Here is a 25,745-nt window from a genome sequence, read left to right as displayed (position 1 = left end):
TCGCCACGGCGGGCCGCGTCGCCGCTAGCCCGCACTCTCTCCCAGTACGCCGGCGAACCGCTCTTCGCCGCCGTCGAGCGCGGTCAGCACCCAAGGTCCATTATGTGTCACCGCGACGCTGTGCTCGAAGTGCGCGGAGGGCTTGCCGTCGATGGTGACGACGGTCCAGTCGTCGGCCAGCACCTTGGTCCGGGCGGTGCCCAGGTTGACCATCGGCTCCACCGCGAAGCACATGCCCACCTCCAGCCTGGGCCCCTTGCCGGGCTTGCCGTGGTTGGCGACCCAGGGGTCCATGTGCATCTCGGTGCCGATCCCGTGCCCGCCGTACTCCTGCGGGATGCCGTAGCGACCCTGGGAGCGGACGTACTTCTCCACCGCGTGCCCCACGTCGGACAGGTGGCCGCCCGGCTTCAGCGCGGCGATCCCCTGCCACATGGACTCCTCGGTGACCCGCATCAGCTCGGTCAGCGCGGGGTCCACCTCGCCGACCGGGACCGTGACGGCCGAGTCGCCGTGCCAGCCGTCCAGGATGGCTCCGCAGTCGATCGAGATGATGTCGCCCTCGCGCAGCTTCCGGCGGTCACCGGGGATGCCGTGGACGACCTCGTCGTTGACCGACGCGCAGATCGTCGCCGGAAAGCCCTGGTAGCCCTTGAAGGAGGGGATCGCACCCTCGTCCCGGATCGCCTTCTCCGCGATCGCGTCGAGGTCCAGCGGCGTCATGCCCGGCTGGACGCTCTCCTTGAGCAGCTGCAGCGTCCGCCCGACCACCAGGCCCGCGGCACGCATCTTCTCCAGTTGCTCCGGCGTCTTGATCTGAATCCCGTGCCGGTTCTTCTTGAACACGTATGCACCCCCTGGGGTGATTAAACGGGCGATTCGGGAGCTCAATTCCCCCGATTGTGCCCTAGAAGCCTCTCCTAACGACAGCACGCCACCTGCGGGGCGCTTCCCGCGGGTGGCGTGCCGGATGAGAATCGCTAGTCGACGTAGGGCGCCAGGGCCTCCATCGCGCGGCGGGTGACCTCTTCCACCGGGCCGGCCGCTTCCACCCCCACGAGGATCTTCTCGTCGGCGTAGAACGAGACCAGCGGAGCGGTCTGCTCCTGGTAGACCTCCAGCCGGCGCCGGACGGTCTCCTCCTTGTCGTCATCCCTCTGGTAGAGGCTGCCGCCGCAGGCGTCGCAGATGTCGTCCTTCTTGTCGTCGAAGTCGACGTGCCAGATACGACCGCACTGGCCGCAGGTCCGGCGGCCCGCGAGACGGCGGACCACCTCCTCCTCGTCGACCACGAGCTCCAGGACGACGTCCAGCGCGACCCCGAACTCCGCGAGCATCTTCTTCAGGATCTCGGCCTGGGGCACGTTCCTGGGGAAGCCGTCGAGCAGGAAGCCGTCCCGCGCGTCGTCCTCGGAGAGGCGGTCGCGGACCATGGCGATGGTCACCTCGTCGGGCACGAGGTCGCCGCGGTCCATGTACTCCTTGGCAAGCTTGCCGAGCTCCGTACCGCCCGAGACGTTGGCACGGAAGATATCCCCTGTCGAGATCTTCGGGATTGACAGGTTCGATGCGATGAACTGGGCCTGAGTCCCCTTACCCGCTCCGGGGGGCCCCACCAGGACGAGGCGCACTACTTCAGGAAGCCTTCGTAGTTGCGCTGCTGCAGCTGGCTCTCGATCTGCTTCACGGTGTCAAGACCGACACCCACCATGATCAGAATGCTCGTGCCTCCGAACGGGAAGTTCTGGCTCGCTCCGACCAGCGCCAGCGCGACGATCGGCACCATGGAGATCAAGCCCAGATAGAGCGATCCCGGAGCCGTGAGTCGCGAGAGCACGTAGTTCAGGTACTCGGCCGTCGGGCGTCCCGGGCGGATGCCCGGGATGAAACCACCGTACTTCTTCATGTTGTCGGCGACTTCAACGGGGTTGAAGGTGATGGACACGTAGAAGTAGGTGAAGAAGACGATCAGGAGGAAGAACGTGATCATGTAGGCCGGGGTGTCGCCGGTGACCAGGTTCTGCTGGATCCACTGCACGACCGCGTTCGGCTCCTCCGTGCCGCTGAACAGGGTCGTGACCAGCTGCGGCAGGTAGAGCAGCGAGGAGGCGAAGATGACCGGGATGATGCCGGCCTGGTTCACCTTCAGCGGGATGTAGGTGGAGGTCCCGCCGTACATCCGGCGGCCGACCATGCGCTTGGCGTACTGCACCGGGACCCGGCGCTGGGCCTGCTCGACCATCACGACCAGGGCGATCATCGCGATGCCGACGACCATGACCACGGCGAAGACGAACGCGCCCTTCTGGCGGCCGATGTTCAGCAGCTCGGACGGGAAGACCGCGATGACCTGGGTGAAGATCAGGATGGACATGCCGTTGCCGACGCCGCGGTCGGTCACGAGCTCGCCCAGCCACATGATCACGGCGGTGCCCGCGGTCATCACCAGGACCATCGTCACGATGGTGAAGACGTTGTCCTTGTCGAGCAGGACCTCCTGGCGGCAGCCGGGGAACAGCTGGCCGCTGCGTGCGAGCGCGATGAAGGCGGTCGACTGCAGGATCGACAGGCCGATCGTCAGGTAACGCGTATATTGAGTGATCTTGGTCTGGCCCGCCTGCCCCTCCTTCTTGAGGGCTTCGAGGCGGGGGATGACCACGACCAGGAGCTGGAGGATGATGCTCGCGGTGATGTACGGCATGATGCCGAGCGCGAAAACGGACAGCTTCAGCAGCGCGCCGCCGCTGAACAGCTGCACCATCCCGTAGATATTGCCCGCATCGCCGGCCTGCGCCTCCTTGAGGCACAGGGCGATGTTTTCGGTGTGAACACCCGGAGTCGGAAGAACCGAGCCGAGACGGAACAGCGCGATGATGCCCAGTGTGAAGAGCAACTTCTTACGCAGGTCCGGCGTACGGAACGCTCGGGTAAACGCGGTCAGCACGGTCCCTCCTGCGCGCCTGAAAGGCGAGGTCGGTCAGCGATGGTGCGGGGGTGATCCATCTTGGTATCTCAAGTCAACGAGTCCGTGGAAATGAGTTGACACTCATTGTCCAGCGAACTCTAACGCACCGCGGGCGCGGAGGCCCAGAAGGGCCCCCGCGCCACGTGATTGATGCCTACAGCTCGGAGGCGGAGCCCCCGGCGGCGGCGATCTTCTCCTTGGCGCTGGCGGAGAAGGCGTGCGCCTGCACGTTCAACGCCACGGAGATCTCGCCGGTTCCCAGAACCTTCACGAGCTGGTTCTTGCGGACCGCACCCCGGGCGACCATGGCCTCGACGGTGACGTCGCCACCCTCGGGGAACAGCTCGCCGAGCCGGTCCAGGTTGACGACCTGGTAGGTCGTCTTGAACAGGGCGTTGGAGAAGCCCTTGTACTTGGGCAGACGGCGCTGGAGCGGAACCTGGCCGCCCTCGAAACCGAGGGGGACCGTGTTCCGGGACCGCGTGCCCTTGGTGCCACGACCGGCGGTCTTGCCCTTGGACGCCTCGCCGCGGCCCTTGCGGACCTTCGACTTGTTGGCGCCCGGAGCCGGCCGCAGGTGGTGGATGCGGAGCGGAGTGTTCTCTGCCATGTCAGTCGACCTCTTCCACGGTGACCAGGTGCGTCACCACGGAGACCATGCCGCGGATCTCCGGGCGGTCCTCCTTGACGACGACGTCGCCGATGCGCTTCAGACCCAGCGAGCGCAGCGAGTCGCGCTGGTTCTGCTTGCCGCCGATCTTCGAGCGGACCTGAGTGATCTTCAGGCGTGCCATCGACTAGCTCACCGCCTTCGCCGCCGCGGCCTCCGCGATGCCCTCGGCGCGAGCCTTGAGCATCGCCTTGGGGGCGACGTCCTCGATCGGCAGGCCGCGGCGGGCCGCGATCTCCTCGGGGCGGCTGAGGCCCTTCAGAGCGGCCACCGTGGCGTGCACGATGTTGATCGGGTTGTCCGAGCCGAGCGACTTGGACAGGACGTCGTGGATGCCGGCGCACTCCAGCACGGCGCGCACCGGACCACCGGCGATGACACCGGTACCCGGCGAGGCCGGACGCAGGAAGACGACGCCGGCGGCCTCTTCACCCTGCACGATGTGCGGGATGGTGCCCTGGATGCGGGGCACCCGGAAGAAGTGCTTCTTCGCCTCTTCGACGCCCTTGGCGATGGCCGCGGGGACTTCCTTGGCCTTGCCGTAGCCGACACCGACCATGCCGTTACCGTCACCGACGATAACCAGGGCGGTGAAGCTGAAGCGACGACCACCCTTCACGACCTTGGCCACCCGGTTGATCTTCACGACGCGCTCGATGTACGAGACGCCCTTGTCAGCGCTGCCACCGCGGCGGTCGTCACGACGACCGTCACGCCGCTCGCCACCGGCGGCGCCACCGCGACGCGGAGCTCCGGCCATCAGTGGTTCCTCTTCTCATTCGTCATACGGGCCATCAGTTGCGATCCTCGGGACGGAGTCATCAGAACTCCAGCCCGCCTTCGCGTGCGCTGTCCGCGAGGGCCGCGAGGCGGCCTGCGTAGCGGTTGCCACCGCGGTCGAACACGACCGCGGAGATACCGGCAGCCTTGGCCCGCTGAGCGATGAGCTCGCCGACCTGCTTCGCCTTGTCGGTCTTGGCGCCCTCGGCCGTGCGCAGCGAGCTCTCCATGGTGGAGGCGCTCACCAGCGTGTGGCCCTGGGTGTCGTCGACGATCTGCACGAACAGGTGTCGGGTGGAGCGGTTGACGACCAGGCGCGGACGCGCGGCCGTACCGACCACCTTCTTGCGGACTCGGCCGTGGCGGCGGGCCCGCGAGACGGCGCGGGCGGCCGTGTGCTTGCCGAACGCAGTCTTGCCAGCCATGCCTACTTACCAGCCTTTCCGACCTTGCGGCGGATAACTTCACCCTGGTAGCGCACGCCCTTGCCCTTGTACGGGTCGGGCTTGCGCAGCTTGCGGATGTTCGCGGCGATCTCGCCGACCTTCTGCTTGTCGATGCCGTCCACGTGGAACAGCGTCGGCTTCTCGACGCGGAAGGTGACGCCCTCGGGGGCGTCCACGATCACCGGGTGACTGAAACCGAGGGCGAACTCGAGCTGAGTCGGGCCCTTGGCCTGGACGCGGTAACCGACGCCCACGATCTCCAGGGTCTTGGAGAATCCCTGGGTCACGCCCGTCACCATGTTGGCGATCAGCGTGCGGGACAGACCGTGGAGCGCACGGACCTTGTTCTCGTCGCTGGGACGCGTGACGGCGACAGTGCCGTCCTCCGCCCGAGCGACCTCGATCGGCTCCGCCACCGTGTGCGAGAGCGTGCCCTTGGGGCCCTTGACCGTGACATCCCGACCGTCGATGGTGACGTCGACGCCGCTCGGTACAGGGATGGGCAGCCGTCCGATTCTCGACATGCTGTATGCCTCCCTTCTACCAAACGTAGGCGAGGACTTCCCCGCCCACACCACGCTTGCCGGCCTGCTTGTCGGTCATGAGGCCGCCGGACGTCGAGATGATCGCGACGCCCAGTCCGCCCAGGACTCGAGGCAGGTTGTCCTTCTTTGCATAGACCCGCAGGCCGGGCTTGGAAACCCGGCGCAGGCCCGCGAGCGAACGCTCACGGTTCGGCCCGAACTTGAGCTCCACCACGAGGTTCTTTCCGACCTTGGCGTCCTCGACGCTCCAGGCCTGGATGTAACCCTCCTGCTGGAGGATCTCGGCGATGTGCGCCTTGATCTTCGAGTACGGCATCGCCACGGTGTCGTGGTACGCCGAGTTCGCGTTTCGCAGACGCGTCAGCATGTCTGCGATCGGGTCGGTCATCGTCATGGCCGGTGGCCTTCCTCACCGCGGTTTCCCCAGGGGACCTACGGTGCGGTCATGGGCGCTTTCTTCGAACAGCGCCCGGTGAATATGACTTCTCTGGTACGGCCGGCGCCGCGCGGCCCCGCGACGGATCGCGGGGACCGCGCGCGACTACCAGCTCGACTTGGTGATGCCGGGCAGCTCGCCCCGGTGCGCCATCTCACGGAAGCAGATGCGGCACAGGCCAAACTTCCTGAACACGGCGCGGGGACGACCACAGCGCGAGCACCGGGTGTAGGCCCGGACCTCGAACTTGGCCTTGCGAGCAGCCTTGACCTTGAGCGACGTCTTCGCCATGATCAGGCCTCCTTGAAGGGGAAGCCGAGGTGCTTCAGCAGCGCCCGGCCCTGGTCGTCGGTCTTGGCGGTGGTCACGACCGTGATGTCCATGCCACGCTGCCGGTCGACCTTGTCCTGGTCGATCTCGTGGAACATGACCTGCTCGGTGAGACCGAAGGTGTAGTTGCCGTTGCCGTCGAACTGCTTCGGCGACAGGCCGCGGAAGTCGCGGATACGGGGAAGCGCCAGGGACAGCAGACGGTCCAGGAACTCCCACATGCGGTCGCCGCGCAGCGTGACGTGCGCGCCGATCGGCATGCCCTCGCGCAGCTTGAACTGGGCGATGGACTTGCGGGCCCGCACGACGGCCGGCTTCTGACCGGTGATGACCGTGAGGTCGCGGACGGCGCCCTCGATCAGCTTGGAGTCGCGGGCCGCCTCACCGACACCCATGTTCACCTTGATCTTGGTGATCGTGGGGATCAGCATGACGTTCTCGAACCCGAACTCCTCCTGCAGCTTCGCGGCGATCTCCTCGCGGTAACGCTGCTTGAGGCGAGGGAGCGTGCGCTCTTCAGAGGTGGCAGTCATCAGTTGTCCTCACCCGACTCGTCGGCCTTCTTGTCGGCCTTCTTGGCGGGCTTCTCGTCATCCTTGAGCTTCTTGACGTTGCTCACGTGGATGGGAGCCTCCATGGTCTGCACGCCGCCGGTCTTGGCGCCGCGCGGGCCCTGCAGGCTCTCCTTGGCGTGCTTCTTGATCATGTTGACGCCTTCGACCACCACGCGGTCCTCGCGCGGGAGGGCGGCGATCACACGACCCTTGGCACCCTTGTCCTTGCCGGCGATGACCTGGACCAGGTCACCCTTCTTCACATGCAGCTTCGACATTTACAACACCTCCGGCGCGAGCGAGATGATGCGCATGAACTTCTTGTCACGCAGCTCGCGGCCGACGGGACCGAAGATACGCGTGCCGCGAGGGTCACCGCTGTCCTTGATGATGACGGCGGCGTTCTCGTCGAAGCGGATGTAGGAGCCGTCGGGCCGGCGGCGCTCCTTGACAGTGCGGACGACGACGGCCTTGACCACGTCGCCCTTCTTCACGGTGCCGCCGGGAATGGCGTCCTTGACAGTGGCGACGATGATGTCGCCGATACCGGCGTAGCGCCGACCCGAGCCGCCGAGCACCCGGATGCAGAGGACTTCCTTCGCACCCGTGTTGTCGGCGACCTTGAGTCGCGACTCCTGCTGGATCACGTCTACTCCTGTTTGTCTCGCCGGTTCTCGCCCCGGGCGGGCGAGCCTTGCGGAACCTACTGTGGTCTTTTTCCCCCGGCGACAGCCCGTCCGCCCGGGTCCGCCGCGCCCCTCAGCCGGTCCGTCGTGTGACGCACCGGCCCGTCCGGGGCCCGGTCTCCCTGGCCGGCGACCGCCGCCGCAGGCGGTGCGGGGGCGAGCCCCCACACCCTTGGACGCCGTCGTGGGGGGTGGACCTGCCACCCCCCACGAGGCGCGTTGCTACTTGGCCTTCTCGAGGATCTCGACGACCCGCCAGCGCTTGCTGGCCGACAGCGGCCGGGTCTCCATCAGGAGGACGCGGTCGCCGACGCCGCAGCTGTTGGCCTCGTCGTGCGCCTTGTACTTGGTCGTCCTGCGGATGACCTTGCCGTACAGGCGGTGCTTGACGCGGTCCTCGACGGCGACGACGACAGTCTTGTCCATCTTGTCGCTGACGACCAGACCCTCGCGGGTCTTGCGGTAGTTCCGCGCCTCGGTCGTGCTCTCAGTTGCTTCAGCCATCGCTCGACTCCTTCTCAACCGTCACAATGCCGAGCTCCCGCTCGCGCATCACGGTGTAGATACGGGCGATCTCGCGGCGGACGGCGCGCAGCCGCCCGTGGCTCTCCAACTGGCCGGTCGCGGCCTGGAAGCGGAGGTTGAACAGCTCCTCCTTGGCTTCCTTCAGCTTCTGGACCAGGGTGTCCTGGTCCTCCACCCGCAGCTCACCGGCGGTCAGGCCCTTAGCCATCACGCCTCACCCACTTCACGCTTAACGACCTTGCACTTCATCGGGAGCTTGTGGATCGCCCGCTTCAGCGCCTCACGGGCCACCGGCTCGGCGACACCGGAGAGCTCGAACATGACGCGACCGGGCTTGACGTTGGCGATCCACCACTCCGGCGAACCCTTACCGGAACCCATGCGGGTCTCGGCCGGCTTCTTGGTGAGCGGACGGTCCGGGTAGATGTTGATCCAGACCTTGCCGCCACGCTTGATGTGGCGGGTCATCGCGATACGAGCCGACTCGATCTGGCGGTTGGTCACGTAGGAGTGCTCAAGCGCCTGAATGCCGTACTCGCCGAACACGACGCGCGTGCCGCCCTTGGCGGCGCCGCTGCGGTCGGGCCGGTGCTGCTTGCGGTGCTTGACCCTGCGCGGGATCAGCATGGTCAGCTCCCTTCAGCACCCGGCTGCGCAGCCGGGCCGGTCTCGGGGGCGGCCTGCGAAGCCGCCTCGGTCCTGGGTGCACGGTCGCCGCGGCCGCCGCCACGACGGGGACGGTCGCCACCGGCGCCGCCGCCACGACGGGGACGGTCGCCACCGGCGCCGCCGCCACGACGGTCGTCACGCTCGCGACGCTGGCCCGCACGGGCGCCGGCGGCAGCCGCCTCACGCTCGGCGCGGCTGGTCGGAGCCTCACCCTTGTAGATCCACACCTTCACGCCGATGCGGCCGAAGGTGGTACGGGCCTCGTACAGGCCGTAGTCGATGTCCGCGCGGAGCGTGTGCAGGGGCACGCGGCCCTCGCGGTAGAACTCCGAGCGGGACATCTCGGCGCCGCCCAGACGACCGGAGCACTGCACCCGGATGCCCTTGGCGCCGCTCTTCATGGCCGACTGCATGGCCTTGCGCATGGCCCGCCGGAACGAGACACGGCTGGACAGCTGCTCGGCCACGCCCTGGGCGACGAGCTGGGCGTCGATCTCGGGGTTCTTGACCTCGAGGATGTTCAGCTGGACCTGCTTCTTGGTCAGCTTCTCGAGGTCGCCCCGGATCCGGTCCGCCTCGGCGCCGCGGCGGCCGATGACGATGCCCGGACGGGCGGTGTGGATGTCGACCTGAACCCGGTCGGTGGTCCGCTCGATCTCGACCTTGGAAATGCCGGCCCGCTCCATGCCCTTCTTCAGCATGCGGCGGATCGCCACGTCCTCGGCCACGTACGACTTGTAGAGCTTGTCGGCGTACCACCGGCTCTTGAAGTCGGTCGTGATGCCGAGGCGGAACCCGTGCGGGTTGACCTTCTGACCCACTAGCGGGTCCTCCCCTTCGGCTCGCGGGACTCCACGATCACGGTGATGTGGCTGGTCCGCTTGTTGATCCGATAGGCACGACCCTGGGCGCGGGGACGGAACCGCTTCAGGGTGGGGCCCTCGTCGACCCAGGCACGGCTCACGACGAGCGTGTCACGGTCGAGGTTGAAGTTGTGCTCCGCGTTCGCAATGGCGCTGGACAGCACCTTGTACACGGTCTCGCTCGCCGACTGGGGAGCGAACTGCAGCACGGCCTGCGCCTCCGAAGCGGGCAGCCCGCGAATGAGGTCCACCACGCGGCGGGCCTTCATGGGCGTGTGGCGCGCGAATCGCACCTGAGCCCTGGCTTCCATCGCTTACTCCTCTTACCTTCTGCTTCGTATGGGGCGAGTCCGCCTCGCCTCGCCCGACCGGTACGGCTCTCGCCCCCGGCCGTTCGCGGCTCGGCTTCCTCTCCCCAGGCGCTTATCGCCGGCTGCGGCGGTCTTCCTTGACGTGGCTGCGGAAGGTCCGCGTGGGCGCGAACTCACCGAGCTTGTGACCGATCATCGCCTCGGTGACGAACACCGGGACGTGCTTGCGGCCGTCGTGGACGGCGATCGTGTGACCGATCATGTCGGGCACGATCATGGAGCGCCGCGACCACGTCTTGATGACGTTCTTGGTGCCCTTCTCGTTCTGAGCGTCCACCTTCTTCTGAAGGTGGTCGTCCACGAAGGGACCCTTCTTAAGGCTACGTGGCATTTCGGCTGCTCCTACCGCTTCTTCCGCTTGGTCCGACGACGGATGATCAGGCGGTCGCTGGCCTTGTTCGCCGCACGGGTCCGTCCCTCGGGCTTGCCCTTGGGGTTGACCGGGTGACGACCGCCGGACGTCTTGCCCTCACCACCACCGTGCGGGTGGTCGACCGGGTTCATCGCGACACCGCGGACGGTGGGGCGCTTGCCCTTCCACCGCATGCGGCCGGCCTTACCCCAGTTGATGTTGCCCTGCTCGGCGTTGCCGACCTGGCCGATGGAGGCCCGGCAGCGCACGTCGACCTGGCGCATTTCGCCGGAGGGCATACGCAGCGTGGCGTACTGGCCCTCCTTGGCGAGCAGCTGGATCTGCGCACCGGCGGACCGGCCCAGCTTGGCGCCACCGCCCGGACGGAGCTCCACCGCGTGGATGAAGGTACCGGTCGGGATGTTGCGCAGCGGGAGGCAGTTACCCGGCTTGATGTCGGCCGCGGGGCCGTTCTCGATCTTGTCGCCCTGCTTGAGGCCGGTCGGGCAGAGGATGTAGCGCTTCTCCCCGTCGGCGTAGTGCAGCAGCGCGATCCGGGAGGTGCGGTTCGGGTCGTACTCGATGTGAGCGACCTTGGCCGGGATCCCGTCCTTGTCGTGGCGCCGGAAGTCGATGATCCGGTAGGCGCGCTTGTGACCGCCGCCCTGGTGGCGGGTGGTGACCCGGCCGTGGACGTTGCGGCCGCCCTTGCTGTGCAGCGGGGCGAGCAGCGACTTCTCGGGCGTGCTGCGGGTGATCTCGGCGAAGTCCGAGACACTCGAGCCGCGGCGACCCGGGGTCGTCGGCTTGTACTTACGGATGCCCATCTTTTTCGTTCATCCTTTGTCGGTTGATCCGGCCGAATGCCCCCGCCTCCCGGCGGGGGCGCTCGGCGCGTCACTTACTGGCGAGCGGTTCAGCCCTGACCGAAGATGTCGATCCGGTCGCCCTCGACCAGGCTCACGATCGCACGCTTGGTGCTCGGGCGCTGGCCGTAGCCGAACTTGGTCCGCTTGCGCTTGCCCTGGCGGTTGATGGTGTTGACGCTCGCCACCTTGACGCCGAAGATCTGCTCGATGGCGATCTTGACCTGCGTCTTGTTGGCCGTCTTCCGCACCAGGAACGTGTACTTGTTGTGCTCGTCGATCAGGCCGTAGCTCTTCTCGGAGACAACCGGCTTGATGATGATGTCGCGCGGGTCGGCGATCTTCTCCATCAGGCGTCTTCCTTCCCGCTCTTGCTCAGACGCGTGACGACCTGGTCGTACGCCTGCTGAGTGAAAACGACGTCGTCGTAGCAGAGCACGTCGTACGTGTTGAGCTGCCCGGCGTCCAGCAGGTGGACCTCCGGGGCGTTGCGCAGGCTCATCCAGGTGAGCTCGTCGCCCTCGTCGACGACGACCAGGACGCTACGAGCCTGCGTGATCTTCCGCAGCGACTCGAGGGCCGCCTTGGTCTTGGGGGTCTCGCCGGAGACCAGGCCGCTGACCACGTGGACGCGGCCGCCGTTCGCCCTGTCGGAGAGGGCGCCGCGCAGCGCGGCGGCCTTCATCTTCTTGGGGGTCCGCTGCGAGTAGTCGCGCGGGACCGGGCCGTGGACGGTGCCACCGCCGGTGAACTGCGGGGCGCGGGTCGAACCCTGGCGCGCGCGGCCGGTGCCCTTCTGGCGGTACGGCTTCTTGCCGCCACCGCTGACCTCACCGCGGGTCTTGGCCTTGTGGGTGCCCTGCCGGCGAGCGGCGAGCTGGGCCACGACCACCTGGTGGATCAGCGGGACGTTGACCTTGGCCCCGAAGATGTCCTCGGGCAGGTCGACCGAGCCGGCCTTCGTGCCGCTGGCGTCGAGGACGTCAATGGTGCTCACTTGGCAGCCCCCTTCTTGGCAGCGGTGCGGATGAGGACCAGGCTGCCGTTGGCGCCGGGAACCGCACCCTTGATGAGGATGAGGCCCTTCTCGGCGTCCACGGCGTGGATCTTCAGGCTCTGGATGGTGGTGCGGACGTTGCCCATCCGACCGGCCATGCGCAGGCCCTTGAAGACGCGGCCCGGGGTGGCGCAGCCACCGATGGAGCCCGGCGAGCGGTGCTTGCGCTGGGTACCGTGCGAGGCGCCCAGACCACCGAAGCCGTGACGCTTCATGACACCCGCGAAGCCCTTGCCCTTGCTCTTGCCCGTCACGTCGACGAACTGGCCGGCCTCGAAGGCGTCGGCCGCGATCTCCTGGCCGATGGTGTAGTCGGCCGCGTCGTCCGTACGGATCTCCGTGAAGTAACGGCGCGGGGTGATGTCGTGCTTGCGCAGGTAGTCGCCGAGCGGCTTGTTGACCTTCCGCGGGTCGACCTGTCCGAAGCCGAGCTGGACGGCGGAGTAGCCGTCCTTCTCGGGGGTGCGGACGCGGGTCACGACGCACGGACCGGCCTCGACCACGGTCACCGGGACCATGCGGTTGTCCGCGTCGAAGACCTGGGTCATGCCGAGCTTCTTGCCCAGGACGCCCTTGATCTGCTTAGCCATGTCAGTGCGTTCCCTCAGAGCTTGATCGAGATGTCAACGCCGGCGGGGAGGTCGAGTCGCATGAGCGAGTCGACCGTCTTCGGCGTCGGGTCGATGATGTCAATCAGCCGCTTGTGCGTGCGCATCTCGAAGTGCTCGCGGCTGTCCTTGTACTTGTGCGGCGAGCGGATGACGCAGTACACGTTCTTCTCCGTCGGCAGCGGAACCGGGCCCGCGACCTTAGCGCCAGTCCGCGTCACCGTCTCGACGATCTTCTTGGCCGAAACGTCGATGACCTCGTGGTCATAGGCCTTGAGCCGAATGCGGATCTTCTGTCCCGCCATAATGGCCTCGGTGTCCTTCGCTGTCGTCTGAAAAAGTTACATGCGGCCGGCGGCCGCTATATGCGGATCCGGGCCCGTCACGCCTTCCGGCGGTCCGGCCCGTCTCCTGTCCCCACGTAGCAGACGTTCGAGATCTGCGCTTTCTTCCGTGATCTGGCAGTCGCTTCGGTCACATCCGGCCGAAGCAGCTGCGAGATCACGGTTCGTGGGTCGCGTGCGGAGCCACGGGAGCCCCGCGCGGCGCGGCGACCGGCCTCTTCTTGCGAGAGCCGGCCGCCGCCCCGTGGTCGTACTACTTGAGGATCTTGGTGACGTTGCCCGCACCGACGGTGCGGCCACCCTCACGGATCGCGAACTTGAGGCCTTCCTCCATCGCGATCGGCTGGATGAGCTGGACGGTCATCTCGGTGTTGTCACCGGGCATGACCATCTCGGTGCCCTCGGGGAGGTTCACGACACCGGTCACGTCAGTCGTACGGAAGTAGAACTGCGGACGGTAGTTGTTGAAGAACGGCGTGTGGCGGCCGCCCTCGTCCTTGGCCAGGATGTAGACCTGGGCCTCGAACTCGGTGTGCGGGGTGGTCGTGCCCGGCTTGATGATGCACTGGCCGCGCTCGACGTCCTCACGCTTGATGCCGCGCAGGAGCAGACCGACGTTGTCACCGGCCTGGCCCTCGTCGAGCAGCTTGCGGAACATCTCGACGCCGGTGACCGTGGTGGTGGTCTTCTCCTGCTTGATGCCGATGATGTCGACGGTCTCGTTGACCTTGACGATGCCGCGCTCGATACGGCCGGTCACGACGGTGCCGCGGCCGGTGATCGAGAAGACGTCCTCGATCGGCATCAGGAACGGCTTGTCGACGTCACGGGTCGGCTCGGGCACGTTCTCGTCGACGGCGGTCATCAGCTCGATGATGCTGTCGCCCCACTTCTGGTCGCCCTCGAGGGCCTTCAGAGCGGAGACGCGCACGACCGGCAGGTCGTCGCCGGGGAACTCCTGAGCCGAGAGCAGCTCGCGGACCTCGAGCTCGACGAGCTCCAGGATCTCCTCGTCGTCGACCATGTCGGCCTTGTTGAGGGCCACGACGATGTAGGGGACGCCGACCTGGCGGGCCAGGAGGACGTGCTCCTTCGTCTGCGGCATCGGACCGTCGGTGGCGGCGACCACGAGGATCGCGCCGTCCATCTGGGCCGCACCGGTGATCATGTTCTTGACGTAGTCGGCGTGACCGGGGCAGTCCACGTGGGCGTAGTGGCGCTTCTCGGTCTGGTACTCGACGTGGGCGATGGAGATCGTGATACCACGAGCCTTCTCCTCGGGCGCCTTGTCGATCTTGTCGAACGGGGTCGCCTCGTTGAGCTCAGGGAAACGCTCGTGGAGCACCTTGGTGATCGCCGCGGTCAGAGTGGTCTTGCCGTGGTCGATGTGCCCAATGGTGCCGATGTTTACGTGCGGCTTGGTCCGCTCGAACTTGGCCTTGGCCACTGGTCTGTCTCCTTAGAGATTCTGACTTGACTTTCGTCTTTTCACTCGGGTTCGGGGAGGCCGGCCCCGGAGGGGCCGGCCTGGCAGAGAACTACTCGCCCCGGACCTTCGCGACGATCTCCTTGGCGATGTGCTGGGGCACTTCCGCGTAGGAGTCGAACTGCATGCTGAAGCTCGCACGTCCCTGCGTCTTGCTACGGAGGTCGCCCACGTAGCCGAACATCTCAGAGAGCGGCACGATCGCCTGGACGACACGGGCGCCTGCGCGCTCGTCCATCGCCCGGATCTGCCCGCGGCGACCGTTGAGGTCACCGATGACGTCACCCATGTAGTCCTCGGGGCTGATGACCTCGACGGCCATCACCGGCTCCAGGATTACGGCGTCCGCCTTGCGCGCGGCCTCCTTGAAGGCCATCGAGCCAGCGATCTTGAAGGCCATTTCGGACGAGTCCACCTCGTGGTAGGCGCCGTCCTGCAGGGTGACCTTCACCCCGACCATGGGGTAACCGGCGAGAACACCGAACTCGGCGGCCTCCTGGGCACCCGCGTCGACCGACGGGATGTACTCCCGCGGGATGCGGCCACCGGAGACCTTGTTCTCGAACTCGTACCCGTCGTTGCCCTCGCCCAGCGGCTCAATGTCGATGATGACCTTGGCGAACTGGCCGGAACCACCGGTCTGCTTCTTGTGGACGTAGTCGACCTTCTCCACCTTGCGGCGGATGGTCTCCCGGTAGGCCACCTGCGGGCGGCCGACGTTGGCCTCGACCTTGAACTCGCGACGCATCCGGTCGACGAGGATCTCCAGGTGAAGCTCGCCCATGCCCCAGATGACCGTCTGACCGGTCTCCTCGTCCCGGCGGACCTGGAAGGACGGGTCCTCCTCGGCCAGCCGCTGGATGGCGGTGCTGAGCTTCTCCTGGTCGCTCTTCGTCTTGGGCTCGATCGCGACGTTGATGACCGGGGCCGGGAACGTCATCGACTCCAGGACGACCGGGTTGGCCGGGTCGCACAGGGTGTCACCGGTGGTGGTGTCCTTCAGGCCCATCACGGCGACGATCTGACCGGCGTGCGCGGACGGGCGCTCCTCGCGCTTGTTCGCGTGCATCTGGTAGATCTTGCCGATCCGCTCCTTCTTGCCCTTCACCGAGTTGACCACAGCGGTGCCGGTCTCGAGCGTGCCCGAGTAGATGCGGATGTAGGTGAGTCGGCCCAGGTGCGGGTCGCTCATGATCTTGAAGGCGAGCGCGGAGAACGGCTCGTTCACGTCCGCGTGACGCTCGACGACCTGCTCCTCGTTGCCGGCCGCGTGGCCCTTGAAGGCCGGGATGTCGGTCGGCGCGGGGAGGTAGGCGACGATCGCGTCGAGCAGGGGCTGGATGCCCTTGTTCTTGAACGCGGTGCCGGTCAGGACCGGGTTGATGGCGCTGGCCAGCGTGGCGCGGCGGATGGCCGCGACCAGCTGCTCCTCGGTGGGCTCGACGCCCTCGAGGAAGAGCTCCATCAGCTCGTCGTCGTTCTCGGCGACGGTCTCGACGAGCTTGTCACGCCACTCGCGGGCGGCCTCGGCGTGGTCCGCCGGGATGTCCACGGTCTCGTACATCTCGCCCTTGGCCGCCTCGGCGCTCCAGAGCAGGCCCTTCATCTTCACCAGGTCGATGACGCCCTTGAAGCCGGCCTCGACGCCCCAGGGAAGCTGGATGACGGCGGGCGTGGCGTTCAGGCGGTTGACCATCATGTCGACGCAGCGGTGGAACTCCGCGCCGACCCGGTCCATCTTGTTGACGAAGCAGATGCGCGGCACGCCGTAACGGTCGGCCTGACGCCACACCGTCTCGGACTGGGGCTCGACACCCGCCACGCCGTCGAACACGGCGACGGCACCGTCGAGGACGCGCAGCGAGCGCTCCACCTCGATGGTGAAGTCCACGTGACCCGGCGTGTCGATGATGTTGATCGTGTGGCCGAGCCATTCGCAGGTGGTGGCAGCGGAGGTGATGGTGATACCACGCTCCTGCTCCTGCTCCATCCAGTCCATGGTGGCTGCGCCCTCGTGGACTTCACCGATCTTGTACGTGATACCGGTGTAGAACAGGATGCGCTCGGTCGTCGTGGTCTTGCCCGCGTCGATGTGGGCCATGATCCCGATGTTGCGGACCTTGGCCAGGTCAAGAGCGGTCGTGGTGGCCACTTCTCTCGCGTCCTCGTCGTCTCGTCGAACCCGCTGTTACCAGCGGTAGTGGGCGAAGGCCTTGTTGGACTCGGCCATCTTGTGGGTGTCCTCGCGCTTCTTGACGCTCGCGCCGAGGCCGTTGCTGGCGTCGAGGAGCTCGTTCATGAGGCGCTCGGTCATGGTCTTCTCGCGGCGGGCGCGGGAGTACTGCACCAGCCAACGCAGGGCCAGGGTGGTGCTGCGCGCGGCGCGCACCTCGACCGGGACCTGGTAGGTCGCGCCACCGACACGGCGGCTGCGGACCTCGAGGGTGGGCTTGACGTTGTCCAGCGCGCGCTTCAGGGTGACGACCGGGTCGTTGCCCGTCTTCTCCTTGCACCCTTCCAGTGCGCCGTAGACGATCGACTGCGCGATGGAGCGCTTGCCGTCCAGGAGCACCTTGTTGATGAGCGCGGTGACCAGCGGCGAGTTGTGGACCGGGTCAGCCATGAGCTGACGACGGCCAGGAGAACCCTTGCGAGGCATTCTTACTTCTCCTTCTTCGCGCCGTAACGGCTACGGGCCTGCTTGCGGTTGCGGACACCCTGGGTGTCGAGCGAACCACGGATGATCTTGTAGCGAACACCCGGCAGGTCCTTCACACGACCACCGCGGACGAGCACGATGCTGTGCTCCTGGAGGTTGTGACCGACACCCGGGATGTAGGCCGTGACCTCGATGCCGTTGGTGAGCCGGACACGCGCGACCTTGCGGAGCGCCGAGTTCGGCTTCTTCGGGGTCGTGGTGTAAACGCGCATGCAGGTGCCGCGTCGCTGGGGGCTGGCCTTGAGCGCCGGGGTCTTGGTCTTGGTGACCTTGTCCTGGCGGCCCTTGCGGACCAGCTGCTGAATCGTAGGCACCGCGTCTCCGTTCGTGCTTGCCGGTAATTCGAATGGTCGTTCATTTCGCAGGTACTGCCGGTGTCATGACCTGCTGGTTTTCCGTCCACTCCGACCCACGCGGTCGGGCGTGTCGCGCTCTTGTCGCGCCACTCCCGAGCTAGGCCGGCCCAGTGGAGGAGACCACACGGCGCCTCCGTCGACTCCCCGTGGGAAACCTGCCGACGCGCACGCGTGAGGGCCCATGAAGCCACGGGCACGAAGATAGAGACTACCCAGTCAAGCGCAACACGTCAAAACCGCTGCACCTGCCGGGCGCTGTCGCAAGCGTCCGAATCCGTGTCATGGCTCCCGCGACCGGTTTCCGGCCGATCGCTGTCGGGTCCCCGCATGAGTTTACCCGTTGCGGACGACCTCTCCGGCCGTTCTCCTCATAACGTACAGCTTCCGCCGCAAAGATCAGGTCAAGCCGTACCAAGAGATACGGCGCCCGGGTCCCCGAAGGGACCCGGGCGCCGCTCAGGACCTGCCCGCGACCGAGAGGTCAGCGGTTGTACTGGCCGAAGTCGTACTCCTCCAGCGGCACGGCCTCACCCGAGCCCGAGCCGAAGGTGTAGTCCGCGGCCGAGCCGTCGTAGCCGCCGACGGTGTACATCGCGGCCTTGGCCTCCTCGGTGGGCTCCACCCGGATGTTGCGGTACTGCGGCATGCCGGTACCGGCCGGGATGAGCTTTCCGATGATGACGTTCTCCTTGAGACCGAGGAGCGAGTCCGACTTGGCGTGGATCGCCGCGTCGGTGAGCACCCGGGTGGTCTCCTGGAAGGACGCCGCCGACAGCCAGGACTCGGTGGCGAGCGAGGCCTTGGTGATGCCCATGAGGACCGGACGGCCGGAGGCCGGCGTGCCGCTCTCCGCCACGCACTCGCGGTTCATCCGCTCGAAGCGCGGCCGCTCGACGAGCTCACCGGGGAGCATGTCCGTGTCACCGGACTCCAGCACGTTCACGCGCTTGAGCATCTGGCGCACGATGATCTCGATGTGCTTGTCGTGGATCGACACACCCTGCGAGCGGTAGACCTGCTGGACCTCGGCCACCAGGTGCAGCTGCACGGCCCGCGGGCCGAGGATGCGCAGCACCTCGTTGGGGTTGACGGCACCGGCGATCAGCTGCTGGCCGACCGAGACCCGCTGACCGTCGGAGACCAGCAGACGCGACCGCATCGACACCGGGTAGGCGATCTCGTCCGAACCGTCGTCCGGCGTGATCACGATCTTCCGGGTCTTGTCGGTCTCGTCGATGCGGACCCGGCCCTCGGCCTCGCTGATCGGGGCGACGCCCTTGGGGATGCGCGCCTCGAAGAGCTCCTGCACACGGGGCAGACCGTGGGTGATGTCCGCACCCGCCACACCACCGGTGTGGAAGGTCCGCATCGTCAGCTGCGTGCCCGGCTCACCGATCGACTGGGCGGCGATGATGCCGACCGCCTCGCCGACGTCCACCAGCTTGCCGGTCGCGAGCGAACGGCCGTAGCAGGTGGCGCAGACACCGATCTTGGCCTCGCAGACGAGCGCGCTGCGGGTCCTGACGGTCTCCACACCGGCCTCGACCAGCGCGGTCACGTGGCTGTCGTTGATGTCGACGCCCGCCGACGCGATGACCTTGCCGTCCACCTCGACGTCCTCGGCCAGGATGCGGCCGTGCACGTTGCTCTCGGCGTTCTCCGCCTTGACGAGGTTGCCGGAGGCGTCGCGCTCACCGACGTGCAGCGGGACCGCGCGGTCGGTGCCGCAGTCGATCTCGCGGATGATGACGTCCTGCGCGACGTCCACCAGACGACGGGTCAGGTAACCCGAGTCGGCGGTCCGCAGCGCGGTGTCCGCCAGACCCTTCCGCTGTCCGTGGGTGGAGATGAAGTACTCCAGCACCGACAGGCCCTCGCGGAACGAGGCCTTGATCGGCCGCGGGATCGTCTCACCCTTGGTGTTGGACACCAGACCGCGGATGCCGGAGATCTGGCGGACCTGCATCAGGTTTCCTCGGGCGCCCGACTGGACCATCATCCAGACCGGGTTGGTCTTCGGGAACGCCTTCTGCATGTCGTCGGTCACGTCACTGGTCGCGTGCGTCCAGATCTCGATGAGCTCCTGGCGGCGCTCCTCGTCCGTGATGAGACCGCGCTCGTACTCCCGCTGGACCTTGTCGGCCCGGCGCTCGTACGACTCCATGATCTCGGCCTTGTTCGGCGGCGCGATGACGTCCTCGATGGAGATCGTCACACCGGCGCGGGTGGCCCAGTAGAAGCCCGCGTCCTTGAGCGCGTCCAGCGCGGCCGCGACCTCGACCTTCGGGTACTTCTCCGCCAGCTCGTTGACGATGACCGAGAGCTGCTTCTTGCCGACCTGGAAGTTCACGTACGGGTAGTTCGCCGGCAGCGTCTGGTTGAACAGGCACCGGCCCAGCGTGGTCTCCAGGCGGTAGGAGTCGCCCGGCTCCCAGCCCTCGGGAGCCGCCCAGCCGCGAGGCGGCGGGACGTCGCCCTTCAGCCTGATCTGGATCTTGGCCTGGATGTCCAGCTCGCGCCGGTCGAAGGCCATGAGCGCCTCGGAGACCGAGCCGAAGACCCGTCCCGCGCCGACGGCGTTCTCGTCGTCGTCCTTGATCGTGGTCAGGGAGTAGAGACCGATGATCATGTCCTGGGTGGGCATGGTCACCGGCTTGCCGTCGGCCGGCTTCAGGATGTTGTTGGTGGACAGCATCAGGATGCGGGCCTCGGCCTGGGCCTCGGCCGACAGCGGCAGGTGCACGGCCATCTGGTCACCGTCGAAGTCCGCGTTGAACGCGGTGCAGACGAGCGGGTGGATCTGGATGGCCTTGCCCTCGACCAGCTGCGGCTCGAAGGCCTGGATGCCCAGGCGGTGCAGGGTGGGCGCGCGGTTGAGCAGCACGGGGTGCTCGGTGATGACCTCTTCGAGGACGTCCCACACGACCGGGCGGGCCCGCTCCACCATGCGCTTGGCCGACTTGATGTTCTGCGCGTGGTTCAGGTCGACCAGGCGCTTCATCACGAACGGCTTGAACAGCTCCAGCGCCATCTGCTTGGGCAGACCGCACTGGTGCAGCTTCAGCTGCGGGCCGACGACGATGACCGAACGGCCGGAGTAGTCGACTCGCTTGCCCAGGAGGTTCTGGCGGAAGCGGCCCTGCTTGCCCTTGAGCATGTCACTCAGGGACTTCAGGGGCCGGTTGCCGGGCCCGGTGACCGGACGGCCGCGGCGGCCGTTGTCGAACAGCGCGTCGACGGCCTCCTGGAGCATCCGCTTCTCGTTGTTCACGATGATCTCGGGCGCGCCGAGGTCGAGAAGCCGCTTGAGGCGGTTGTTCCGGTTGATCACCCGGCGGTACAGGTCGTTCAGGTCCGAGGTCGCGAACCGGCCACCGTCGAGCTGCACCATCGGGCGCAGGTCCGGCGGGATGACCGGGATGCAGTCGAGGACCATGCCGTTGGGCGAGTTGCGGGTGTTCAGGAAGGCGGAGACGACCTTGAGACGCTTGAGCGCGCGGGCCTTCTTCTGGCCCTTGCCGCTGCGGATCGTCTCGCGGAGGTTCTCCGCCTCGGCCTCGAGGTCGAAGTTGGACAGGCGCTCCTGGATGGCCTGGGCGCCCATGCCGCCGCGGAAGTAGCGGCCGAAGCGGTCGCGCATCTCGCGGTAGAGCAGCTCGTCGCCCTCGAGGTCCTGGACCTTGAGGTTCTTGAAGCGGCTCCAGACCTCGTCCAGCCGGTCCAGCTCGCGCTGGGCCCGGTCGCGGAGCTGGCGCATCTCGCGCTCGGCGCCCTCGCGGACCTTGCGGCGCTGGTCGCCCTTGGCGCCGGCGGCCTCCAGCTCGGCCAGGTCGGACTCGAGCTTCTTCTGCCGGGCCTCGACGTCCGCGTCGCGGCGCTGCTCGACGTGCTGGCGCTCGACGGAGATCTTCGCCTCGAGCGACGGCAGGTCGCGCTCACGCAGGTCCTTGTCGACGTGCGTGATCATGTAGGCCGCGAAGTAGATGACCTTCTCGAGGTCCTTCGGGGCCAGGTCGAGCAGGTATCCCAGCCGGGACGGGACACCCTTGAAGTACCAGATGTGCGTGACGGGCGCGGCCAGCTCGATGTGGCCCATCCGCTCACGCCGCACCTTGGCACGGGTCACCTCGACGCCGCAGCGCTCACAGATGATGCCCTTGAAACGGACGCGCTTGTACTTACCGCAGTAGCACTCCCAGTCCCGGGTCGGACCGAAGATCTTCTCGCAGAAGAGTCCGTCCTTCTCGGGCTTGAGGGTCCGGTAGTTGATCGTCTCGGGCTTCTTGACCTCACCGTGCGACCACTGGCGAATGTCGTCGGCCGTCGCGAGGCCGATCCGAAGCTCGTCGAAGAAGTTGACGTCCAGCACTTGTATTCCCCTCCTCAGCTTCTAGATCAGACCTCTTCGACACTGCTCGGCTCGCGCCGGGACAGGTCGATGCCGAGCTCTTCCGCCGCGCGGAAGACGTCCTCGTCGGTGTCCCGCATCTCGATGGACATGCCGTCGCTGGAGAGCACCTCGACGTTCAGGCACAGCGACTGCATTTCCTTGATGAGGACCTTGAACGACTCGGGGATGCCCGGTTCGGGGATGTTCTCGCCCTTGACGATGGCCTCGTAGACCTTCACCCGGCCGAGGACGTCGTCGGACTTGATCGTCAGCAGCTCCTGGAGGGCGTAGGCGGCGCCGTACGCCTCCAGCGCCCACACCTCCATCTCGCCGAACCGCTGGCCGCCGAACTGGGCCTTACCGCCCAGCGGCTGCTGCGTGATCATGGAGTAAGGACCGGTCGACCGCGCGTGGATCTTGTCGTCGACCAGGTGGAGCAGCTTCAGGATGTAGATGTAGCCGACCGAGATCGGGTGCGGGAACGGCTCGCCGGACCGGCCGTCGAACAGCCGGGCCTTGCCGTTCTCGCCGACCATCCGCCCGCCGTCCCTGTTGACCAGGGTGCTGTCGAGCAGACCGACGATCTCCTCCTCGCTGGCGCCGTCGAACACCGGGGTGGCGACGTTGGTGCGCGGGGCGACCTGGCCGAAGCCCTTGTCGCGCAGCCGCTCGGCCCACGCCTCCTCGATGCCCGAGATGTCCCATCCTCTGGCGGCGATCCACCCGAGGTGGGTCTCCAGGACCTGGCCGACGTTCATTCGGCCGGGCACGCCCAGCGGGTTGAGGATGATGTCGACCGGCGTGCCGTCCTCGAGGAACGGCATGTCCTCGACCGGCAGGATCTTGGAGATGACGCCCTTGTTGCCGTGGCGGCCGGCGAGCTTGTCACCGTCGGTGATCTTACGCTTCTGGGCCACGTAGACGCGGACCAGCTCGTTGACGCCGGGGGGGAGCTCGTCGCCCTCCTCGCGGCTGAACACGCGGACGCCGATGACCTTGCCCTGCTCGCCGTGGGGCACCTTGAGGGAGGTGTCACGGACCTCGCGCGCCTTCTCACCGAAGATCGCGCGGAGCAGGCGCTCCTCGGGGGTCAGCTCGGTCTCGCCCTTGGGCGTGACCTTGCCGACGAGGATGTCGCCGGGGACGACCTCGGCGCCGATCCGGATGATGCCGCGCTCGTCGAGGTCGGCCAGGACCTCCTCGGAGACGTTCGGGATGTCCCGGGTGATCTCCTCGGGGCCCAGCTTGGTGTCGCGCGCGTCGACCTCGTGCTCCTCGATGTGGATCGAGGAGAGGACGTCGTCCTGGACCAGGCGCTGGGACAGGATGATCGCGTCTTCGTAGTTGTGGCCCTCCCACGGCATGAACGCCACCAGGAGGTTCTTGCCGAGCGCCATCTCGCCGTTGTCCGTGCACGGGCCGTCGGCGATGACCTGGTTGACCTCGATGCGGTCGCCCTCGGCCACGATCGGCTTCTGGTTGAAGCAGGTGCCCTGGTTGGAACGCTTGAACTTGGCGACCCGGTAGGTGGTGCGGGTGCCGTCGTCGTTCATGACGGTGACGTAGTCGGCGGAGACCTCCTCCACCACACCGGCCTTGTCGGCGGTGATGACGTCGCCGGCGTCGGTGGCGGCGCGGTACTCCATGCCGGTGCCGACCAGCGGAGCCTCGCTCTTGAGCAGCGGCACCGACTGGCGCTGCATGTTGGAGCCCATGAGCGCGCGGTTGGCGTCGTCGTGCTCGAGGAACGGGATCATCGCGGTCGCCACGGACACCATCTGGCGCGCCGAGACGTCCATGTAGTCGACCTCGGTCGCCCGCAGGGACTCGAACTCGCCGCCCTTCCGGCGGACGAGCACGCGGTCCTCCAGGAAGCCGCCGTCGGAGCCGATCGGCGTGTTCGCCTGGGCGATGACGTACCGGTCCTCCTCGTCGGCGGTGAGGTAGTCGACCTGGTCGGTGACCCGCCCGTCGACGACCTTCCGGTACGGCGTCTCCACGAACCCGAAGGAGTTGACCCGGCCGAAGGAGGCCAGCGAGCCGATCAGACCGATGTTCGGTCCTTCCGGCGTCTCGATCGGGCACATGCGGCCGTAGTGCGAGGGGTGCACGTCACGGACCTCGAAGCCCGCGCGCTCACGGGACAGACCGCCGGGGCCCAGTGCGGACAGGCGGCGCTTGTGCGTCAGCCCGGCCAGGGGGTTGGTCTGGTCCATGAACTGCGACAGCTGGGAGGTGCCGAAGAACTCCTTGATCGACGCCACCACGGGGCGGATGTTGATCAGGGTCTGCGGCGTGATCGCCTCGACGTCCTGGGTGGTCATCCGCTCGCGGACGACGCGCTCCATGCGGGCCAGGCCCAGGCGGACCTGGTTCTGGATGAGCTCCCCGACGGTGCGCAGGCGGCGGTTGCCGAAGTGGTCGATGTCGTCGGTCTCGACGACGACCTCCCGGCCGGAGGCGCCGTTCATCGAGACCTCGCCCGCGTGCAGCTTGACGATGTACTCGATGGTGGCGACGATGTCCTCTTCGGTCAGCGTCCCCTGCGTGATGTCGCTGTCGGCCCCGAGCTTCTTGTTGATCTTGTAGCGGCCGACCTTGGCCAGGTCGTAGCGCTTGGGGTTGAAGTACAGGTTCTCGAGCAGGGTCTGCGCCGACTCCCTGGTCGGCGGCTCGCCCGGACGCAGCTTGCGGTAGATGTCCAGCAGGGCGTCGTCCTGGCCGGCCGTGTGGTCCTTCTCCAGGGTGGCGCGCATCGACTCGTACTGACCGAAGCGCTCGAGGATCTGCTCGTTCGTCCAGCCCAGCGCCTTGAGCAGGACCGTGACGGCCTGCTTGCGCTTGCGGTCGATGCGGACGCCGACGCTGTCGCGCTTGTCGATCTCGAACTCGAGCCAGGCGCCCCGGGAGGGGATCACCCTGCAGCCGTACAGGTCCTTGTCGGAGGTCTTGTCGATGCTGCGATCGAAGTAGACGCCCGGGGACCGGACCAGCTGGGAGACCACGACACGCTCGGTGCCGTTGATGATGAAGGTGCCCTTCCCGGTCATGAGCGGGAAATCGCCCATGAACACGGTCTGGCTCTTGATCTCACCAGTGGTGTTATTGATGAACTCCGCCGTGACGAACATCGGGGCGGAGTAGGTCATGTCCTTGTCTTTGCACTCATCGACTGAGTACTTTGGCGGCTCGAACCGGTGGTCCCGGAACGACAGGGACATGGTTCCGGAGAAGTCCTCGATGGGACTGATCTCCTCGAAGATCTCTTCGAGACCCGACTGGGCCGGAACGTCCTTGCGCCCGGCCTGGCGAGCCGCCTCGACCCGCCCCTTCCACTTCTCGTTGCCGAGCAGCCAGTCGAAGGACTCGGTCTGCAGGGCGAGAAGGTCAGGAACTTCGAGCGGCTCCTGAATCCGTGCAAAAGACACACGACGGGGACCAGCGGGTACGGCGGAGGCGTTGCGCGAGGCTGCCAACAGATGTCCTTCCGAGGGCTCGCGGCGGACTGACTACACGCACGCCAGACGACCATGCATCAGAGCACCAAAAGAAGCGGGTCGTCAAAGGGCAGCGCAAAGGGGCAGTGTAGCCGAACGGCACACGCCTGTCCACTTCAGTCTCGCTGCATGCTCCACGTTGGTCGCAGCATCGCTCGTCGGAGCCGAAACGTCAAGCCCGGAATCCCGCCTTCCAGCCGTGGAACCGCCGGGACGCTGGGAGTTCTCCC

30 protein-coding genes are annotated in these 25,745 nt (G+C 66.9%); all 30 read right to left on the bottom strand.

The genetic code is table 11. The features are described from left to right. Positions 1-24: 24 nt before the first annotated feature. Entirely contained in the window at positions 25-846 is an 822-nt protein-coding gene (gene map, locus HS048_RS08010) for a type I methionyl aminopeptidase (RefSeq protein WP_068896553.1), read from the bottom strand. A 134-nt stretch (positions 847-980) separates the two neighbouring features. Further along, entirely contained in the window at positions 981-1,631 is a 651-nt protein-coding gene (locus HS048_RS08005; RefSeq protein WP_189235069.1) for an adenylate kinase, read from the bottom strand. Continuing rightward, positions 1,631-2,944, bottom strand: a complete 1,314-nt coding sequence (gene secY / locus HS048_RS08000) for a preprotein translocase subunit SecY (RefSeq protein WP_068896551.1) — start codon at positions 2,942-2,944, stop codon at positions 1,631-1,633. The genes HS048_RS08005 and secY overlap by 1 nt, the downstream gene beginning before the upstream one ends. A gap of 175 nt (positions 2,945-3,119) precedes the next feature. Next, positions 3,120-3,575, bottom strand: a complete 456-nt coding sequence (rplO, locus tag HS048_RS07995) for a 50S ribosomal protein L15 (RefSeq protein ID WP_068896550.1) — start codon at positions 3,573-3,575, stop codon at positions 3,120-3,122. 1 nt (position 3,576) lies between these two features. Next, positions 3,577-3,759: a 50S ribosomal protein L30 gene (gene rpmD, locus HS048_RS07990; RefSeq protein ID WP_068896549.1), complete on the bottom strand. Its 183-nt coding sequence runs from the start codon at positions 3,757-3,759 to the stop codon at positions 3,577-3,579. Positions 3,760-3,762: 3 nt separating this feature from the next. Then, positions 3,763-4,395, bottom strand: coding sequence for a 30S ribosomal protein S5 (gene rpsE, locus HS048_RS07985; protein WP_068896548.1), 633 nt, complete (start codon positions 4,393-4,395; stop codon positions 3,763-3,765). Between the two features lie 61 nt (positions 4,396-4,456). Then, a complete protein-coding gene (rplR, locus tag HS048_RS07980) occupies positions 4,457-4,840 on the bottom strand; it encodes a 50S ribosomal protein L18 (RefSeq protein WP_068896547.1) in 384 nt (127 codons plus the stop codon). A 2-nt stretch (positions 4,841-4,842) separates the two neighbouring features. Further along, complete coding sequence (gene rplF / locus HS048_RS07975) at positions 4,843-5,385, bottom strand: 50S ribosomal protein L6 (protein WP_068896546.1); 543 nt, start codon at positions 5,383-5,385, stop codon at positions 4,843-4,845. A gap of 16 nt (positions 5,386-5,401) precedes the next feature. Continuing rightward, the gene (gene rpsH, locus HS048_RS07970) at positions 5,402-5,800 is read right to left on the bottom strand and encodes a 30S ribosomal protein S8 (RefSeq protein ID WP_068896545.1); all 399 of its coding nucleotides are present in this window, start codon (positions 5,798-5,800) and stop codon (positions 5,402-5,404) included. A gap of 147 nt (positions 5,801-5,947) precedes the next feature. Further along, entirely contained in the window at positions 5,948-6,133 is a 186-nt protein-coding gene (locus HS048_RS07965) for a type Z 30S ribosomal protein S14 (protein ID WP_068896544.1), read from the bottom strand. Between the two features lie 2 nt (positions 6,134-6,135). Further along, the gene (gene rplE, locus HS048_RS07960; protein WP_068896543.1) at positions 6,136-6,705 is read right to left on the bottom strand and encodes a 50S ribosomal protein L5; all 570 of its coding nucleotides are present in this window, start codon (positions 6,703-6,705) and stop codon (positions 6,136-6,138) included. Continuing rightward, a complete protein-coding gene (gene rplX / locus HS048_RS07955) occupies positions 6,705-6,995 on the bottom strand; it encodes a 50S ribosomal protein L24 (RefSeq protein ID WP_196467823.1) in 291 nt (96 codons plus the stop codon). Before rplX ends, rplE begins: the two co-directional genes overlap by 1 nt. Before the next feature lie 9 nt (positions 6,996-7,004). After that, positions 7,005-7,373, bottom strand: coding sequence for a 50S ribosomal protein L14 (gene rplN / locus HS048_RS07950; RefSeq protein WP_068896541.1), 369 nt, complete (start codon positions 7,371-7,373; stop codon positions 7,005-7,007). Positions 7,374-7,634: 261 nt separating this feature from the next. Continuing rightward, complete coding sequence (rpsQ, locus tag HS048_RS07945; protein ID WP_068896540.1) at positions 7,635-7,916, bottom strand: 30S ribosomal protein S17; 282 nt, start codon at positions 7,914-7,916, stop codon at positions 7,635-7,637. Further along, the gene (rpmC, locus tag HS048_RS07940; RefSeq protein ID WP_026214152.1) at positions 7,909-8,145 is read right to left on the bottom strand and encodes a 50S ribosomal protein L29; all 237 of its coding nucleotides are present in this window, start codon (positions 8,143-8,145) and stop codon (positions 7,909-7,911) included. The genes rpsQ and rpmC overlap by 8 nt, the downstream gene beginning before the upstream one ends. Further along, positions 8,145-8,564, bottom strand: a complete 420-nt coding sequence (rplP, locus tag HS048_RS07935) for a 50S ribosomal protein L16 (RefSeq protein ID WP_068896539.1) — start codon at positions 8,562-8,564, stop codon at positions 8,145-8,147. Before rplP ends, rpmC begins: the two co-directional genes overlap by 1 nt. Before the next feature lie 2 nt (positions 8,565-8,566). Then, positions 8,567-9,427 carry a 30S ribosomal protein S3 gene (rpsC, locus tag HS048_RS07930; protein ID WP_068896538.1) on the bottom strand — a complete coding sequence of 287 codons (861 nt, stop codon included), beginning with the start codon at positions 9,425-9,427 and terminating at the stop codon, positions 8,567-8,569. Next, entirely contained in the window at positions 9,427-9,780 is a 354-nt protein-coding gene (gene rplV, locus HS048_RS07925) for a 50S ribosomal protein L22 (protein WP_068896537.1), read from the bottom strand. The genes rpsC and rplV overlap by 1 nt, the downstream gene beginning before the upstream one ends. A gap of 112 nt (positions 9,781-9,892) precedes the next feature. Beyond that, on the bottom strand, positions 9,893-10,171 hold the full coding sequence (gene rpsS, locus HS048_RS07920; protein ID WP_068896536.1) for a 30S ribosomal protein S19: 279 nt from the start codon (positions 10,169-10,171) through the stop codon (positions 9,893-9,895). Between the two features lie 11 nt (positions 10,172-10,182). Beyond that, the gene (gene rplB, locus HS048_RS07915; protein ID WP_068896535.1) at positions 10,183-11,019 is read right to left on the bottom strand and encodes a 50S ribosomal protein L2; all 837 of its coding nucleotides are present in this window, start codon (positions 11,017-11,019) and stop codon (positions 10,183-10,185) included. A gap of 89 nt (positions 11,020-11,108) precedes the next feature. Beyond that, on the bottom strand, positions 11,109-11,408 hold the full coding sequence (rplW, locus tag HS048_RS07910) for a 50S ribosomal protein L23 (protein ID WP_068896534.1): 300 nt from the start codon (positions 11,406-11,408) through the stop codon (positions 11,109-11,111). Continuing rightward, positions 11,408-12,055, bottom strand: a complete 648-nt coding sequence (gene rplD, locus HS048_RS07905; protein WP_068896533.1) for a 50S ribosomal protein L4 — start codon at positions 12,053-12,055, stop codon at positions 11,408-11,410. The genes rplW and rplD overlap by 1 nt, the downstream gene beginning before the upstream one ends. After that, the gene (gene rplC, locus HS048_RS07900; protein ID WP_068896532.1) at positions 12,052-12,705 is read right to left on the bottom strand and encodes a 50S ribosomal protein L3; all 654 of its coding nucleotides are present in this window, start codon (positions 12,703-12,705) and stop codon (positions 12,052-12,054) included. Before rplC ends, rplD begins: the two co-directional genes overlap by 4 nt. A 14-nt stretch (positions 12,706-12,719) precedes the next feature. After that, on the bottom strand, positions 12,720-13,028 hold the full coding sequence (gene rpsJ, locus HS048_RS07895) for a 30S ribosomal protein S10 (protein WP_030912931.1): 309 nt from the start codon (positions 13,026-13,028) through the stop codon (positions 12,720-12,722). A 292-nt stretch (positions 13,029-13,320) separates the two neighbouring features. After that, positions 13,321-14,514, bottom strand: coding sequence for an elongation factor Tu (gene tuf, locus HS048_RS07890; protein WP_068896531.1), 1,194 nt, complete (start codon positions 14,512-14,514; stop codon positions 13,321-13,323). A 91-nt stretch (positions 14,515-14,605) separates the two neighbouring features. Further along, complete coding sequence (gene fusA / locus HS048_RS07885) at positions 14,606-16,654, bottom strand: elongation factor G (protein ID WP_068896719.1); 2,049 nt, start codon at positions 16,652-16,654, stop codon at positions 14,606-14,608. Between the two features lie 87 nt (positions 16,655-16,741). Next, positions 16,742-17,212 carry a 30S ribosomal protein S7 gene (gene rpsG, locus HS048_RS07880; protein WP_068896530.1) on the bottom strand — a complete coding sequence of 157 codons (471 nt, stop codon included), beginning with the start codon at positions 17,210-17,212 and terminating at the stop codon, positions 16,742-16,744. Positions 17,213-17,214: 2 nt separating this feature from the next. After that, complete coding sequence (gene rpsL, locus HS048_RS07875) at positions 17,215-17,586, bottom strand: 30S ribosomal protein S12 (RefSeq protein WP_012887826.1); 372 nt, start codon at positions 17,584-17,586, stop codon at positions 17,215-17,217. Between the two features lie 523 nt (positions 17,587-18,109). Continuing rightward, a complete protein-coding gene (locus tag HS048_RS07870) occupies positions 18,110-21,997 on the bottom strand; it encodes a DNA-directed RNA polymerase subunit beta' (protein ID WP_068896529.1) in 3,888 nt (1,295 codons plus the stop codon). Between the two features lie 26 nt (positions 21,998-22,023). Next, positions 22,024-25,494 (bottom strand): DNA-directed RNA polymerase subunit beta, encoded by a 3,471-nt coding sequence (gene rpoB, locus HS048_RS07865; protein ID WP_068896528.1) that lies wholly within the window; start codon positions 25,492-25,494, stop codon positions 22,024-22,026. Positions 25,495-25,745 lie beyond the last annotated feature (251 nt).

The organism is Planomonospora sp. ID91781, from assembly GCF_015711595.1.
Taxonomy (GTDB): domain Bacteria; phylum Actinomycetota; class Actinomycetes; order Streptosporangiales; family Streptosporangiaceae; genus Planomonospora; species Planomonospora parontospora.
This window is presented reverse-complemented; position numbering and strand designations above follow the sequence as displayed.